Origin of the sequence: Micromonospora sp. CPCC 205546 (assembly GCF_036902715.1) — a bacterium.
Classification (GTDB): domain Bacteria; phylum Actinomycetota; class Actinomycetes; order Mycobacteriales; family Micromonosporaceae; genus Micromonospora.
The window spans coordinates 102,439-116,062 of record NZ_JBAKHL010000005.1 but is presented as its reverse complement, the minus strand read 5'-3'; the positions used below and the strand labels follow the sequence as shown (position 1 = coordinate 116,062).

Below are 13,624 nucleotides of genomic sequence, written 5' to 3'. Positions count from 1 at the left end.
CGCCGATGCGGCGGTCGGCGGGACCGCCCCGGTGTGACGGCATCCGGTAACCTGCGGCACGAGCGTCGCAGCCGACGAGAGGACCGTTTTGAGCACATCGTGGACGCCCGGCGGCGCGGGAGCGGCCGGCCTGCAGGGTCTCCTGCAGCAGGCGCAGGAGCAGCAGCGCCGGCTCGCCGACTTCCAGCGGCAGCGCGCCGAACTGCGGGTCGTCGGGGAGAGCCCGGACGGCCTGGTCCAGGTCACCGTCGACGGTGACATGAAGGTCGGCGACATCGAGATCAACCCCCGGGCCATGCGGCTGGACAGCTTCACCCTGGTCGAGTCGCTCCAGGCGGCGATCGACGCCGCCTACGCCGCGCACGCCGAGCGGCAGCGCGAGCTGGTGGAGGAGATGGTCGGCGGCGCGGACCTGATCCGGCGGGCCGAGGCGGGGAAGGTGACCCCCGAGGAGTGGTTCCGCCAGTTCGGGGTGGACATCAACGACCCGCTGCGCCGGCTGCGCGGCTGACGACGAAGGGGGAGGACAGTGGCGAACACGGTCGACGTCGGCGCGATCAGAGGTGCCGGGAAGAAGCTCGCCGCCGAGGACGGCCCGAAGGCGTTCCTGCGCAACGCGAAGGAGAAGCTGGACGAGGTCAAGCTCTCCGGCATGTCCATGACCGTCCTGGGCATCGGCACCGTGGGCAGGCACAACGCGGTGATCGACGAGCACGTCGACAACCTGAGCAAGGGCATCGAGCACCTGCAGAGGGCGGCCGACAACCTCGAGCAGACCGCAAGCAACTGGGAGAAGTCGGACCAGCCCTGGGTGGTCAAGTGACCTCGCGGGCGCAGGACGCAGGGAGGCGCTGATGCCGGAGATCCTGATCGCCAATTCCTCGGGCTCGGTGGTGGGGACGCACAGTGTCGCGGCACAGACCGCGCCGGTGCGTACGCTGGCCGGGGCGGCCCGCGCCAACTGGATGTGGCTGGCCGGTGCCGGCATCCTCATCGCCGCCATCGTCCACCTCGAGTCCTTCGACAACGACGAGATCTCCAAGGCCGTCAAGAACTGGGGCGACGCGGCCACGTATCTCGGCGGGGACCAGTTCGGCAAGGCGATGGAGAGCGTGCCGCCGTCCGCCGAGGAGTGGAACTTCGAGGACCGCGAGGCGTTCGACACGTTCGTGCGGCAGCTCAACATGGAGGTCGCGGCCCTCGCCGAGGCGCTCAACGCCAACAAGGACGCGTTGCAGGGCCTCCAGGACCACTACAACTCCGTGATCGACGCTCTGGTCGCCGTGTTGACGACGATCCTGATCGCGGTGATCGCGGCGGTGGCGCTCCAGGCCTTCCCGCCCACCATCCCGCTGGCGAACGCGATCGGGGTGGCCGGCCTGACCGCCAGCATGGCGATCATCGCGCTCGTCTTCCAGGACATCGGGGCGGCGCTCTCCACCATCGGAAGCTCGTTCCGGGGGGCCGAGGTGCACCAGTTCACCGCCGAGTCCAGGCCGGGCTTCGCCTCGGGACCCGACCCCGACATCAAGGACATCAAGATCGACTGGGTGCAGGATTCGGGGTTCTACACGGCCTGAGCGGCCGAACGAAAGGTGGGCGGCGCCGTGGCGTGGCAGACGGTCTTGTTCGGATACGCACTGGTCGCCCTGCCGGTCTTCCTCGTGCTCGGGCTGGTCGCGCAGGTGACCGGCTCGCGCCCGGCCCGGCGGGCGGCGGAGATCGTCGTGCTCAGCAGCGCGGCCGCGTTCGCGGTGGCTCTCGGCTCCGTCGCGGACGACGCGATGCAGTGGACCACGGTAGTGATGCTGGTCGTCATCTTCGTGGGGGGCCTGGTGATGCACGTCCGCTCGTACTCCCGTTCCTCCTAGCGGATCCGGCCGTCGAGCGGCTGGCTGCTGGGCCGGCCGGGGCAGGGCTGCGCAGACTGGACGACGTCCGCTACGGTCTTGGCTGAGTGTCCGTCGGTGGGGTGATTGCCTTGCGGCGGGGGAGGACGCGGCGACTGCGCCGCCACAAGAAGACGGAAGGGTGTGAAGCATGGCGTTCGAGGTCGAAGCAGCGACTCTGCATACCGCCGCGGGTGACGTGCGCTCCACGCGCAGCGATGTCGACGGCGAGCTGAAGAAGCTGTGGAACGTGGTCGACGACCTGGCCATCGCCTGGAAGGGGCAGGCGTCCACCGGCTTCCAGTCGCTCATGCAGCGCTGGAACGAGGACACGGGCAAGCTGCTGACGGCGATGGACAACATCGCCGACCTGCTCGACAAGTCGGGTACGACGCACCAGGTGAACGACGAAGAGCAGCAGCAGATGCTGGACAAGTTCCACTCTGCACTCAACCCGTGATCCGCCGACACGAGCAGGGGAGGAACTCATGAGCATCAAGGTCGACTACGCGGTCCTCGAGAACAGCAACCAGCAGATGATGGCCATCTCGCGGACCATCGACGAGAAGCTGGACACGCTGCGTTCGATGCTGTCCAAGCTGCAGTGGGACGGTGAGGACCGTGCCGCCTACGAGCAGCACCAGGCGCAGTGGGACGCCGCCGTCCGGGACATCAACAAGATCCTGAACGACATCGGTGGCGCGGTGGGCATCGCCCGCGAGAACTACGTCAGCACCGAGATGAGCAACGCCAAGGCGTGGAACTGACACAATCGCCGACGCGGCTCCGGTCCGGTTCGACCGGACCGGAGCCGCGTCGCGTTGTGCGCCGATAGGTCCTGGGAGAATCATGCGTGCGAGGAAGCCTTCGCGGCCCGCGCTCAGGCTGGCCGTCGCCGCGCTGGCGTTGGCCGTGGGCGCCGGTTCCGGTCCACTGGCCGCGCCTGCTCCGGCACACGCCGACACGGTGCGCGGCCTGCAGTGGTACCTCGACACGATGAAGATCCCGCAGGCCCACAAGCTCACCAAGGGCAAGGGCGTCACCGTCGCGGTCATCGACAGCGGCGTCGACGCGAGCCTGCCCGACCTGCGCGGCCAGGTCCTGCCGGGCAAGGGCGTGGGCGCCGCGACCGCGGCCGACGGCCGGCGCGACGACGACAGGAAGTTGGCCCACGGCACGGCGATGGCGGGCATCATCGCGTCGCGAGGTGGCGGCGTGATGCGGTGCCTCGGCATCGCGCCCGAGGCGCGGATCCTGCCCGTCGCGCTCGGCAGGCCCTTCGACACGGGAGACGTCGCGGAAGCCGTCCGGTGGGCGGCCGACGCCGGCGCGGACGTGATCAACCTGTCCATCGGATCCGACGCGCAGCCCAGCCCGGAGGAGGTCGCGGCCGTCCGGTACGCCCTGGACAAGGACGTCGTCGTGGTCGCCTCCGCCGGCAACCGGCAGCAGGGTGACCGGGGCGTCGGCAGCCCGGCGAGCATTCCCGGCATCATCGCCGTGACCGGCCTCGCGAAGGACGGCGGGCACTTCGCCGACAGCGTCGGCGGGCCGGAGGCGGTGCTCGCCGCGCCCATGGAGAAGATCATCTCGCCGCGGCCGACGTACGTTTCGCCCAACGGCTACGGCCTCGGCAGCGGCACCAGCGACGCGGCCGCCATCATGTCCGGGGTGGCGGCGCTGGTCCGCGCGAAGTATCCGGACCTGGACGCGGCCAACGTGGTGAACCGGTTGATCCGCACCGCCCGCGACAAGGGCCCGGCCGGCCGCGACGACCAGTACGGCTTCGGCGCGGTCGACCCGCTCGCCGCGCTGACCCGGTCCGTGCCGGCGGTGGACGGGCACCCACTGCTCGCCGGTGCCACCGAGGGCGCCGGCCCGTCCGCGGGTGCGGCGACGCCGTCGAAGGGCGACGGTCCGGCGGTGTCGATCAGCATGAAGAAGGACACCGGCGCGCTGGTGCAGGGGGCGCTCTGCCTGCTCGTGCCCCTCGCGCTGCTGATCCTCGTGATCGTGCTGGTGCGCCGGTCCCGACGGAAGGCGGCCGTCGTCCGACCCGGCCCGCCCGGCTATCCACCGCCCGGCTATCCACCGCCCGGCTATCCACCGCCCGGCCACCCACCGCCCGGTTATCCACCGCCCGGCGGAGCACCGGGCACGCCCGCACCGCACCAGGCGGGGCCCCCGCCCGGGTACGGCCCGACGCCGACCGGCGGGCCCCACCCGTACGGTGCGCCGCCGGGACCCCAGGCCGGGGCCTGGCCGCCGCCCGGCGCCACGCCCACGGCACCCCCACCTCCGCCGGCTCCCGGCGGGCACCAGCAGTAAGCCAGATTGTCAGTCGGCGACGGGGAGGAACCGATGACGGACGACCGGACGAGCCCACGGGTGGACAGGACGGAGCAGCCGGACGAGATCCGGGTGGACACCCCCTACATGCCCATCACCCCGCTGGCACCCACCGTGCACATCAGCGGCATCACGATGGACAACGTCAACCGGGCGCAGACCCCCTCCGGCCTGGTGCCGGGGGCGGGCGAGAGCGGCGACAACACGGAGTGGGACGCGTCCAGCCTGGACAGCGCCATCGAGTGGCTGGAGTCGCACGCCTCGTTTCTCAACAAGCAGTCGTACACGATGGTCGAGATCCAGGACAAGATGGGCGGCGCGGCGGCGTCGAGCGGCATGAACGGCGTGGGCGGCGGGGCGACGAGCCCGCTCGGCGCCTTCGACCGGGCGGGCGACCTGGCCCGCAAGCACGGCAGCCTCTTCACCGCCACGCAGCAGAGCGTCCGGAAGCTCGCCGAGGACCTCTACCAGGCCGCCAACGCGCTGCGCGAGGTCAAGGAGAACTACGAGACGGCGGAGAAGGCGAACGCCATGTCCGCCGCCGAGATGGAGCGCGCCTTCAGCCAAGCCGCCACCAACGGATCCAACGGCTGATCGGGAGGGTGACAGGATGCCGAGCTGGGAAGAGATGTGCCAGCAGATCGTCGTCGCGGGCAGGCCGGGCGACGTCACCAGCGCCGCGCTGGGCTGGGAGCAGCTGCTGAAGAACCTGAACTCCGTCAAGGAGAGCCTGGAGACGAACGTCGCCGATCTCGGTGAGGTGTGGAAGGGCCCGGCGTACGAGTCCTTCAAGACGCACATCAAGCAGATCGCCACGGACACCGGACGGGTCGTCGACGACGCCGAGAAGCAGAACGGCATCGTCCAGTCGCTCAAGACCGCCGCCGACAAGCTCAGTGCCGCGCAGGCCGACTTCCCCATCCCCGCGAGCTGCGTCAACGACGTGCTGGAGGCACGCAACGGCCGGATCGTGATCGACACGGGCCTCTTCGAGATGAAGGTCAAGCCCGACTTCCTGGGCCTGCTCGACCCGCTCACCTCGCTCGCCGACTGGATCAACGACAAGTCCGAGGAAGCGACCAAGGTCTACAACCAGGTCAGCGGCGACTACGTGACCGTCGACTCGGGCACGCCCGGCCAGACCACCCCGATCCTCGACAGGGCTCCGACCGTGGAGACGCCGGACCTCGGCGCCGGTCCCGGCGCCGGCAGCCCCGGCGGGGCACCCAGCATGGGCGGGATGCCCTCGACCGGCGGCATGCCGGGCGGCGGCATGCCGTCGCTCAGCGGCGCCGGCGTGCCCGAGACCGGGACCGTCGGTGTCGGCTCCACCGCGCACCCCGGCCTGAACGGCGGCGGCTACACGCCGGGTACCGGTTACACGCCGGGCACCGGCTACACGCCGAACACCGGCAGCCTCGGCGAGAACTACGGCAGCGGCCTGGCCGGTGCCGGTGCCCCGAGCGTGCCCACCGTCGGCGGTGGCGGTGGTGGCCTGCCCGGCACCTCCGGGCTCGGCGCCGGCGGCGGTCCGGGCTCCGGTGGCGGTGGCCTGGGCGGTGGCGCGATCCCGGGCGGCGGCTCGCTCGGCCGGCCGGTGAGTCCCAACATGGGACCGATGATGGGCGGGGGCGCGGCCGGCGCCAACCGCGGTGGCGGCCGAGGCGCCGGTGGCAAGCTCGGTGCCGGCGGCAAGCTCGGCGCGAACGGCATGGCGCCGATGATGGGCGGTGCGGCCGGTGGGGCCGGCCGTGGCGGCGGGCGCGCGGGCGCTGCCGGTGCGGGCGCCAAGGGCGTCGGTGCGGGCGCACGAGGCGTCGGTGGCGTGGCCGGCATGGGTGGCGCCGGTTACGGCGAGGAGGAGACCGCCCGCAACAACTGGCTGGAGGAGGACGAGGACGTCTGGGGTGCCGACGGCGGCGGTACGCCGGGCATCCTGCGCTGACGCGGTCGCGCCGGGCGCCGTCCACCGTGTGGTGGGCGGCGCCCGGCGCTGTTTCCTGGCGTACGGCCCCCCGTGGGGCTGCTGTCGCGGGGTGCGGCAGGGGCGTCAGCCGGCCGGCGGCGCGTCCACTGCGGACGGGCGGCGGCCCGGGCGCCAGCCGCGGCGCCGTCCCCGGATCAGGATCGGCTTGACCGACAGCAGCAGTCCGGCGACGAGCGCGCCGACGGCGGCGACCCAGAGGGCGACGGTGCCCTGCCAGGCGTGCGGATCGGCGGTGGAGGGGGGCGGGGGCATCGCGCCGGCCGGTGGGTCGGTACGGGTGCCGAGCAAGCTCGCCACCGCCCGGTACGGATTCACCACCCCGTGGCCGACCTCGGCGTTCTTGCCCTCGGGCGGGCTGTCGGCCGTCCGGATGAGCCGGTCGGCGACCTGCTCCGGGCCGAGTTCCGGGTGGGCGGCCCGCACCAGCGCGGCCACCCCGGAGACGTACGCGGCGGCGAAGCTGGTGCCGCCCTGCGGCTCGGCGAGATATCCCTGGCCTCCGGGGGCCGGGCCGAGGATGTTCAGCCCGGGCGCGGCGAGGTCGACGTAGTCCCCGCTCACCGAGCTGCCGACGTGTCCGCCCTCCTCGTCCACCCCGGCGACCGCGATCACCCCCGGGTAGGCGGCCGGGTAGGCGGGCCTGTCCTGCTGGTTCTCCTGGCGGTTGCCGGCGGCGGCCACCACGACCACCCCCTCGTCGAGGGCGTAGCGGACGGCGTCGGCGAGATCCTGCCGGTCCAGGGTCACCAGCGACAGGTTGATCACGTCGGCGCCGTTCTGCACCGACCACCGGATCGCCGCGGCGATCTGGCCGGGCAGGCCCTCGTCGGCGGTGGTCCTGGTGTCGGGCAGGACGCGTACCGGAAGGATCCTGGCCTGCGGCGCGATGCCGCTGAACGACGTGCCGGCGCCCTCCTTGCCGGCGATGATGCCGGCGACGATGGTGCCGTGGCCCGCCAGGTCGCAGCGGCCCTCCTGCTGCGGCAGGCCGTTGAAGTCCCGACCCGCCCTGACCTGGCCCTTCAGCACCGGATGGCTGGCGGAGACGCCGGAGTCGATGACCGCCACCGTGACGCCGGCACCCCGGGAGATCCGCCAGGCCGACGACGGTTCGAGCCGCTTCAGCGGCCACGGCGTCCCGGCGGGGGCGGCGACGCCGGGGGGGCCGCAGCGGGGGACCGCCGCCGAGGCGGGCGCCGGGGCGACGACGGCGGTGCCGAGCAGGACCGCGGCTGCCGCGCCGAGGGCCGCGCGGGCACCACGCCCGGGTCGGCGGGCCGGCTGGGGCCCGCCCGGTCGGAAACTGTCGCGCACGCCGGTGAGATTACCGCCGCGGGCCGGAGCCGCGCGGGGCCGCCTCCGCGGGGCGCTCGGTGGCTTCGGCCGGCTCCGGCTCGTCGGTGAAGAGCGCGAGCAGGTCGCCGACCTGCCGGTCCGCCTCGGCGGGGTGCCGGAACCGCCCGGCGTGGTTGAGGGTGTACTCGTTGCGTCGGCCGACCCGGGTGCGGTGCAGGTAGCCGCCGGCCTCAAGATCGGCGACGATCGCCTGGGCGGCCCGCTCGGTGACGCCCACCTCGTCGGCGAGGTCACGGAGCCGGGCGGTGGGGTTGCGGGCGATGGCGAGCAGCACGTGTCCGTGGTTGGTGAGGAACGTCCAGTTGCGGGTGCTCCCCGTCTCCCCAGTCGTCGCCATGCCCGTCATCGTATGGCCCCGGTCTCGTGTTTTGCGCCGCGCCCTCGTGGCCCGGGGCGCGCCGGGGCCGGACTTCCGCCGTACCGGGGCTGCCGAACACATGAAATGCATATCACGCATATCTTGACGTACCTTGCGGTGCGTGTGACGGTGGTGGCAGCCCGCGTCCAGCGTCGGCCCGGGTGACCAGGCCGTTCATGTGCGGGAGCGTGGTGTCAGATGAGTCGTCCCGGATCGCCAGGCACTCAACCGGGCCCGGAGCGGGCGCTTCGGGCGTCGATCACGGGCGTCGCCCCGGCCGACGTCGGGGCCGTGTCCGTCGTTCCCGCGAGTCCCGGGCAGGCGCTCGCCGAGCTGCAAGCCGGCAACCGGCGGTTCGTGACCGGCGCCCCGCGCCACCCCAACCAGGACGCCGGGCACCGCGCCGCGGTCGCCGACGGGCAGCACCCCTTCGCGGTCATCGTCGGCTGCTCCGACTCCCGGCTCGCCGCCGAGATCATCTTCGACCGGGGCCTCGGTGACCTCTTCGTCGTCCGCACCGCCGGGCACACCATCGGCCCCGAGGTGCTGGGCAGCGTCGAGTACGCCGTCACGGTCCTGGGCACGCCGCTGGTGGTGGTGCTCGGGCACGACTCCTGCGGGGCCGTGCAGGCCGCACGCGCGGCGGACGCCACCGGCACCGCGCCGGTCGGGCACCTGTGCGCCGTGGTGGACGCCGTGGTGCCCAGCCTGCGCCGGGCCTCCGCCGAGGGCGTCGAGGACATCGACGGGATCGTCGACATCCACATCGCGTACACCGTCGAGGCGATGCTGGACCGCTCCGCCGTGCTCGCCGCGGCGGTGGCGGCCGGTCGGTGCGGGGTGGTCGGCATGTCGTACCGGCTGACCGCCGGCGAGGTGCGGACGGTGGCCGCGGAGCCCGCCCGTGCGGTCGACGAGCCGGAGCCGGCGGCCAGCGCCGCGCTCGCCTGATCCCGTACGACGACAGAGGGCCGCTCCCGCGTTCGGCGGGGCGGCCCTCTGTGTGCGTGTGGTCCCGGCTAGAGCAGTGACACGTGGACGTGGTCGGTGTGGTTCGACGGGCCGCTGTAGGAACTCCAGCCGGTCGCCGGGAACCAGATCTGCCGGTTCCAGATGACGTAGTAGATGCCGAGCCGGTCGGCGTTGCGGACCAGGAAGGCGGTCAGGTTGTTGCCGTACATGTAGGTGTCGTCGTTGTGCCAGGGGGAGAAGCCGCTGCGTTGCAGCGACCAGTCGCAGGCCCGGCCCTTCGGGTGCTCGTACGGCCCGCCGGGGCGGTAGCAGCCGACGAACCGGTTGAACCCGGCCCGCTTGACCTCCTTGTACATGTGCAGGGTGCGCGCGGTGATCCGGCCGGAGGTGGTGGGATCGGCCTCCGTGGCCGACAGCGGCTTCCAGTCGCCGTCAGCCGTGCGACCCGGTGCCATCCGGGCCACCGGCGAGGTGGCGACCACCTTGCCGCTGGTCAGCCCCCTGCCGCCCACCAGCGCGAGCGCCTTCTCCGCCTCGCGCTTGCCGCGGGCCATCTCGTTCGTCAGCTTCTGCTGCTCGCGGACCTCGGCGTCGAGCGCCAGCTTGGCCTGCTCGGCGCGGTCCTTGACCGCGTTCACCTCGGCGAGCTTCTTGGAGTTGACCAGGTTGAGCTCGTCGAGGGCGGCGGCGCGGCGGACGAACGAGTCGGGGCTGGCGGTGTCCAGCAGCATCGACACCGCGCCGATCCGCCCGGTCCGGTAGGACTGGGCGGCGATCTGGCTGACCTGCGGGGCCAGGGCGTTCAGCTCGGCCTGCGCCCGGTCGACCTCCAGGGCCAGTTCGAGCTGGCGCTTCTTGGACTTCGCCAGCTTCGCCTTGGCCTGCACGTAGGAGCGGTTCCGGGCCTCGATCAGGTCGTCGAGCAGCTTGGGCTCGTCGTCACCGTGCCCGGAGGGCTGGGGTGGGGTGGGCGCGGCCGCCGCCGGGAGGGGCCCGGCGAAGACCGCCAGGGCGGCGAACACGGCCACCACGGGCGTCAACCAGCGGCGTAGGGGTGCCGTCACAGTTTTCCCTTCCGTCGACCGCCGACCGGGTTAGCTGACGGGTTCGGGGCGGAAGTGGCCCCTACCGCTGTCGCGGATTCACCCCACGTACCTGGGTTCCCGGCTCGCCTGGTGGCGATTGGGCGGCGGCACCGCAGGCGCCGCTGCGCGCCTTCGGCGGTGACCGGCAGCGAGGTTACCCGAGAGCACTCCCGGGGATCTACGTCCCTAAGCCGACTAAATGCGTTATTTCGTAATGGCGGACGGTGATCAGTGACGCGTTTATCAGGCCGGACGTCCTGTCCGGTCACGTTGAGGAGTGTCACCATGCGGTGTCCGTGTCTCCGTTCCGGCCGGACCACCCGGGAGCGGCGGACGGCGTGTCGGCGGCGCGGGGCCCGCTGAGCGCCTCCAGCGCCTCGGTGCGGTCGGCCGCGGGTCGGGGCGCCGGCGCGGTCGGTGGCGCCCCGCGGTCGGTGGCGTCCCCGCCGCGTCGGCCGGCCGTGGTCACGAGGGCCGCCAGCCCGGTGGTCAGCGGCACGGCGGCGATCAGGCCCAGGGTGGCGACCGCGCTGCGGACGATCTCCTGGGCCAGGAACTCGGTGGTGAGCAGTTGGGTCACCGCCCGCGAGTCGGCGGTCAGCAGGAGCAGCACCGGCAGTGAGGCGCCGGCGTACGCCAGCACGATGGTGTTCACCGTCGAGGCGATGTGGGCCCGACCGACCCGGGTCGCCGCCCGGTAGAGCTGGACGCGGGACAGCCCCGGGTTGGCGTGCGCCAGCTCGGTGACGGTGGCCGCCTGGGTCACCGTGACGTCGTCGAGCACGCCGAGGGAGCCGATGATGATCCCGGCCAGCAGCAGCCCGTGCAGGTCGACGTCGGCCTGGTACATCGACAGCGTGGTGGCGTCCTCGCTGCCGAACCCGGTCAGGTGGGTCGCGGCGGTGGCGATCGTGCCGAGGACGCCGGTCAGCACCAGGCTGCCCAGCGTGCCGAGCACGGCGACCGAGGTCTGCGCGGTCACGCCGTGGGTCAGGTAGAGCACCACGAACATGATCAGGGCGGCGCCGACGACCGCGACCAGCAGCGGCGGGCTCCCGGCGCTGATGCCGGGCAGCACGAAGGTCAGCAGGATGGCGAAGCTCGCCGCCAGGCCGGCCAGCGCGGCCAGCCCGCGCCACCGTCCGAAGGCGACGATGGCGGCCGCGAAGAGCGCGACCAGCCAGATCAGCGGCTTGCCGCGCTGGTGCTCCGAGATGTTGTAGCTGCTGGTTGTGGGATCGGCGGGGTCGGTGAGTTCGACCAGGATGATCTCGTCGTCCACGGCGACGGTCGGCGCGCCGGGGCCCGCGGGCACCGGCGTCTGGACCTGCCGGCCGGCGTCGGGACCGTCCTGCACCCGCACGGTCACCGTGCCGCAGGGGCCCTCCGCCCCCGGGCTCCCCTCCGGGGTCTCCGGGGCCGGTGGGCACGGCTGCGTCACCACCCGCGTGACGGTGCCGTGGTAGCGGGGTGCGTCGGCGCCGTCCACGGGATCGGGCCTGTCCCACGGCCACAGCACCAGGGCCGCGATCAGCGTGGCGACGAAGAGGGGCACCACCGTCGCGACGAGGACCCGCCGCACCCCCGGTGGGGCGGACGGAGCGGGACGGGTGTGATCGGCGCCCATCGAGTGTCTCCCAACGAATCCGGGGCGTGGTACGCACCGGGCGTGCCGGTCGGTTCAAGGTCCCCGTGTGGCGGGACGGGATCTGCTCGGCGTGGTGCCGAGGTCACGTACCGCGGTCGCAGGCACCTGCCCGGCTGTGGGCGCCCGCAGCCGCCCGGCGGGGGAGGCGGCGCGGGCGTGGAATCCGGAGCGTCACCGGCCGAATGGTAGCCACCCCGGCATCCGGGCGCAGGTCGTGCGGGGCGGTGTCGTGGTGTGGCGTCGCCGTGGGGCCCGCGTTCGTCGCGGGGCCGGGTGCCGGGGCGGGTCAGCCGCGCTTCATCAGGCGGCCGACGGCGGCCATCATCTCGGTGGCCACCTCGTCGGCGCGGCCCTCGGCCGCGCCCTCGCGCATGCAGTGTCGCGCGTGCCCGTCGAGCAGGCCGAGCGCGACCTTGTCGAGGGCGGCCTGGATGGCGGAGATCTGGGTGAGCACGTCGATGCAGTAGCGGTCGTCGTCGACCATCTTCTCGATGCCACGGACCTGCCCCTCGACGCGGCGCAGCCGCGCGAGCAGCTGGTCCTTGGTGGCGGTGTAACCCCTGGTCGGGGTGGGCGTCGGTGTGGTCATGGGGTCGAGGATACCGTACCCCTCGGGGGTATGCTACGGTCGTTCCCGGCCGGGATACCCCCACCGGGTACCGGTAAGAGGAAATGGCAGCGGCTTGCCTCCGCTTTACCCCTGGGGGGTATAGGCTGGAGGCGTTCGAGAGGAGAGTGCGATGACCACCACGACGTACCAGGTGCAGGGCATGACCTGCGGGCACTGCGCCACCGCGGTCAGCAACGAGGTCGGCGCGATCCCGGGCGTCAGCGACGTCCAGGTCGACGTCGCCGCCGGTCGGGTCACCGTCACCAGCGAGGGCCCGTTGGACACCGACACCGTGCGCTCCGCCGTCGACGAGGCCGGCTACGACCTCGTCGGCGCCTGAGAGCGGGCACGGGGAAGACGAGGTACACCATGAACACGGCGACGAAGCTGAGCGCTTTCGCCCTCGGCCTCGCGGTGGTGTTCGGCACGACGTACGGGGTCGGTCGGGTGGCCGACCCCGTGGCGCCGCCCGCCGAGGCCCCGCACGACGCCGCCGGGGGGCACGGGAGCGACGGCGGAGCCGGACACGGGGGCGACAACGGCGCGGCGGCGCACCTGCCCGGCGGCCTGCTGGTCTCCGACCGGGGGTACACGCTGCGTCCCCTCGACGCCCCGGCCGGGCAGTTCGCCTTCCAGGTCACCGGCCCGGACGGCCGGGCGGTGACCGCGTACGACGTGGCGCACGACAAGCGCATGCACCTGATCGTGGCCCGCCGGGACCTCTCGGGCTTCCGGCACGTGCACCCGGAGATGGCCCCGGACGGCACCTGGCGGGTCGACTCGCCGCTCGCCGGTCCCGGCGTCTGGCGGGCGTTCGCCGACTTCACCCCGACCGGCGGCGAGGCGCTCACCCTCGGCGTCGACGTGACCGTCCCCGGCGCGCTGACCGGGCGGCCCCTGCCCGCGCCGGCGACCAGCACCACGGTCGACGGCTACACCGTCACCCTCGCCGGCGCCCCGCAGCCCGGCCGCACCGCCGAGCTGACCCTGACCGTGAGCCGCGCCGGCGCGCCGGTCACCGACCTGGAGCCCTACCTGGGCGCGTACGGCCACCTGGTGGCGCTGCGCCAGGGCGACCTGGCCTACCTGCACGTGCACCCGCACGGCGAGCCGGGCGACGGACGGACGCGGCCCGGCCCCGAGGTGAGCTTCTCGGCGGAGATGCCGTCGGCCGGCGCCTACCGGCTCTACCTGGACTTCAAGCACGGCGGCGTCGTGCGTACCGCCGAGTTCACCGTCGTCGCCGGCAGCCCGGCCGCGCCGGGTGTCCCGGCCGCGACAGCCGCCCCGACGGCGGGCACCCCCGCCGCCCCGAGTTCCCCCACCGCCGACGCCGGCCACGGTGTCCCCGGTCACGGGCACGACTGACG

The 13,624-nt window shown here is 73.1% G+C and carries 17 protein-coding genes and 1 riboswitch; of the genes, 12 read left to right on the top strand and 5 right to left on the bottom strand.

Going from position 1 to position 13,624, the window contains the following annotated elements; all coding sequences use genetic code 11:
* Window positions 1–88: 88 nt before the first annotated feature.
* The 9 genes from V6U77_RS04350 (at window position 89) to V6U77_RS04310 (ending at window position 6,183) form a co-directional block, all read left to right on the top strand.
* Entirely contained in the window at window positions 89–511 is a 423-nt protein-coding gene (locus V6U77_RS04350; protein WP_334604871.1) for a YbaB/EbfC family nucleoid-associated protein, read from the top strand.
* An 18-nt stretch (window positions 512–529) separates the two neighbouring features.
* Window positions 530–823 carry a hypothetical protein gene (locus V6U77_RS04345; protein ID WP_334604870.1) on the top strand — a complete coding sequence of 98 codons (294 nt, stop codon included), beginning with the start codon at window positions 530–532 and terminating at the stop codon, window positions 821–823.
* Window positions 824–854: 31 nt separating this feature from the next.
* Window positions 855–1,580 (top strand): hypothetical protein, encoded by a 726-nt coding sequence (locus V6U77_RS04340; protein WP_334604869.1) that lies wholly within the window; start codon window positions 855–857, stop codon window positions 1,578–1,580.
* 45 nt (window positions 1,581–1,625) lie between these two features.
* Window positions 1,626–1,871, top strand: coding sequence for a hypothetical protein (locus V6U77_RS04335; protein WP_334604868.1), 246 nt, complete (start codon window positions 1,626–1,628; stop codon window positions 1,869–1,871).
* A gap of 169 nt (window positions 1,872–2,040) precedes the next feature.
* The gene (locus tag V6U77_RS04330) at window positions 2,041–2,349 is read left to right on the top strand and encodes a WXG100 family type VII secretion target (protein ID WP_089002280.1); all 309 of its coding nucleotides are present in this window, start codon (window positions 2,041–2,043) and stop codon (window positions 2,347–2,349) included.
* Between the two features lie 28 nt (window positions 2,350–2,377).
* Entirely contained in the window at window positions 2,378–2,656 is a 279-nt protein-coding gene (locus tag V6U77_RS04325; protein WP_334559164.1) for a WXG100 family type VII secretion target, read from the top strand.
* 82 nt (window positions 2,657–2,738) lie between these two features.
* Entirely contained in the window at window positions 2,739–4,217 is a 1,479-nt protein-coding gene (locus V6U77_RS04320) for a S8 family serine peptidase (protein WP_334604867.1), read from the top strand.
* A 33-nt stretch (window positions 4,218–4,250) separates the two neighbouring features.
* The gene (locus V6U77_RS04315) at window positions 4,251–4,832 is read left to right on the top strand and encodes a hypothetical protein (protein WP_334604866.1); all 582 of its coding nucleotides are present in this window, start codon (window positions 4,251–4,253) and stop codon (window positions 4,830–4,832) included.
* A 16-nt stretch (window positions 4,833–4,848) separates the two neighbouring features.
* Window positions 4,849–6,183, top strand: a complete 1,335-nt coding sequence (locus tag V6U77_RS04310; RefSeq protein ID WP_334604865.1) for a WXG100 family type VII secretion target — start codon at window positions 4,849–4,851, stop codon at window positions 6,181–6,183.
* A gap of 105 nt (window positions 6,184–6,288) precedes the next feature.
* On the opposite strand, the gene mycP is transcribed toward V6U77_RS04310, so the two are convergent.
* Both mycP and V6U77_RS04300 read right to left on the bottom strand, forming a co-directional pair.
* Complete coding sequence (gene mycP, locus V6U77_RS04305; protein WP_334604864.1) at window positions 6,289–7,539, bottom strand: type VII secretion-associated serine protease mycosin; 1,251 nt, start codon at window positions 7,537–7,539, stop codon at window positions 6,289–6,291.
* Window positions 7,540–7,549: 10 nt separating this feature from the next.
* Entirely contained in the window at window positions 7,550–7,927 is a 378-nt protein-coding gene (locus V6U77_RS04300; protein ID WP_334604863.1) for a helix-turn-helix transcriptional regulator, read from the bottom strand.
* 210 nt (window positions 7,928–8,137) lie between these two features.
* Between V6U77_RS04300 and V6U77_RS04295 the strand changes: the two genes are divergently transcribed.
* The gene (locus V6U77_RS04295) at window positions 8,138–8,890 is read left to right on the top strand and encodes a carbonic anhydrase (RefSeq protein ID WP_334604862.1); all 753 of its coding nucleotides are present in this window, start codon (window positions 8,138–8,140) and stop codon (window positions 8,888–8,890) included.
* 68 nt (window positions 8,891–8,958) lie between these two features.
* Here the strand turns inward: V6U77_RS04295 and V6U77_RS04290 are convergent, their stop codons facing one another.
* The 3 genes from V6U77_RS04290 to V6U77_RS04280 all read right to left on the bottom strand — a co-directional run bounded on the left by V6U77_RS04290 (window position 8,959) and on the right by V6U77_RS04280 (window position 12,233).
* On the bottom strand, window positions 8,959–9,975 hold the full coding sequence (locus V6U77_RS04290) for a coiled-coil domain-containing protein (protein WP_334604861.1): 1,017 nt from the start codon (window positions 9,973–9,975) through the stop codon (window positions 8,959–8,961).
* Between the two features lie 4 nt (window positions 9,976–9,979).
* Window positions 9,980–10,110, bottom strand: a riboswitch (cyclic di-AMP (ydaO/yuaA leader).
* Between the two features lie 166 nt (window positions 10,111–10,276).
* The gene (locus V6U77_RS04285; protein WP_334604860.1) at window positions 10,277–11,623 is read right to left on the bottom strand and encodes a YibE/F family protein; all 1,347 of its coding nucleotides are present in this window, start codon (window positions 11,621–11,623) and stop codon (window positions 10,277–10,279) included.
* Window positions 11,624–11,930: 307 nt separating this feature from the next.
* On the bottom strand, window positions 11,931–12,233 hold the full coding sequence (locus tag V6U77_RS04280; protein ID WP_334604859.1) for a metal-sensitive transcriptional regulator: 303 nt from the start codon (window positions 12,231–12,233) through the stop codon (window positions 11,931–11,933).
* 151 nt (window positions 12,234–12,384) lie between these two features.
* Between V6U77_RS04280 and V6U77_RS04275 the strand changes: the two genes are divergently transcribed.
* Window positions 12,385–12,594 (top strand): heavy-metal-associated domain-containing protein, encoded by a 210-nt coding sequence (locus tag V6U77_RS04275; RefSeq protein ID WP_334604858.1) that lies wholly within the window; start codon window positions 12,385–12,387, stop codon window positions 12,592–12,594.
* A gap of 29 nt (window positions 12,595–12,623) precedes the next feature.
* A complete protein-coding gene (locus tag V6U77_RS04270; protein WP_334604857.1) occupies window positions 12,624–13,622 on the top strand; it encodes a hypothetical protein in 999 nt (332 codons plus the stop codon).
* The last annotated feature ends 2 nt before the right edge of the window (window positions 13,623–13,624 follow it).

Bases quoted from the DNA above. Each gene is read 5' to 3' on its own strand.
- V6U77_RS04280 (WP_334604859.1), bottom strand. From the start codon at position 12,233: ATGACCACACCGACGCCCACCCCGACCAGGGGTTACACCGCCACCAAG.
- V6U77_RS04270 (WP_334604857.1), top strand. From the start codon at position 12,624: ATGAACACGGCGACGAAGCTGAGCGCTTTCGCCCTCGGCCTCGCGGTG.
- V6U77_RS04315 (WP_334604866.1), top strand. From the start codon at position 4,251: ATGACGGACGACCGGACGAGCCCACGGGTGGACAGGACGGAGCAGCCG.
- V6U77_RS04310 (WP_334604865.1), top strand. From the start codon at position 4,849: ATGCCGAGCTGGGAAGAGATGTGCCAGCAGATCGTCGTCGCGGGCAGG.
- V6U77_RS04340 (WP_334604869.1), top strand. From the start codon at position 855: ATGCCGGAGATCCTGATCGCCAATTCCTCGGGCTCGGTGGTGGGGACG.
- V6U77_RS04295 (WP_334604862.1), top strand. From the start codon at position 8,138: ATGAGTCGTCCCGGATCGCCAGGCACTCAACCGGGCCCGGAGCGGGCG.
- V6U77_RS04330 (WP_089002280.1), top strand. From the start codon at position 2,041: ATGGCGTTCGAGGTCGAAGCAGCGACTCTGCATACCGCCGCGGGTGAC.
- V6U77_RS04320 (WP_334604867.1), top strand. From the start codon at position 2,739: ATGCGTGCGAGGAAGCCTTCGCGGCCCGCGCTCAGGCTGGCCGTCGCC.
- V6U77_RS04300 (WP_334604863.1), bottom strand. From the start codon at position 7,927: ATGACGGGCATGGCGACGACTGGGGAGACGGGGAGCACCCGCAACTGG.
- V6U77_RS04325 (WP_334559164.1), top strand. From the start codon at position 2,378: ATGAGCATCAAGGTCGACTACGCGGTCCTCGAGAACAGCAACCAGCAG.
- V6U77_RS04285 (WP_334604860.1), bottom strand. From the start codon at position 11,623: ATGGGCGCCGATCACACCCGTCCCGCTCCGTCCGCCCCACCGGGGGTG.
- V6U77_RS04275 (WP_334604858.1), top strand. From the start codon at position 12,385: ATGACCACCACGACGTACCAGGTGCAGGGCATGACCTGCGGGCACTGC.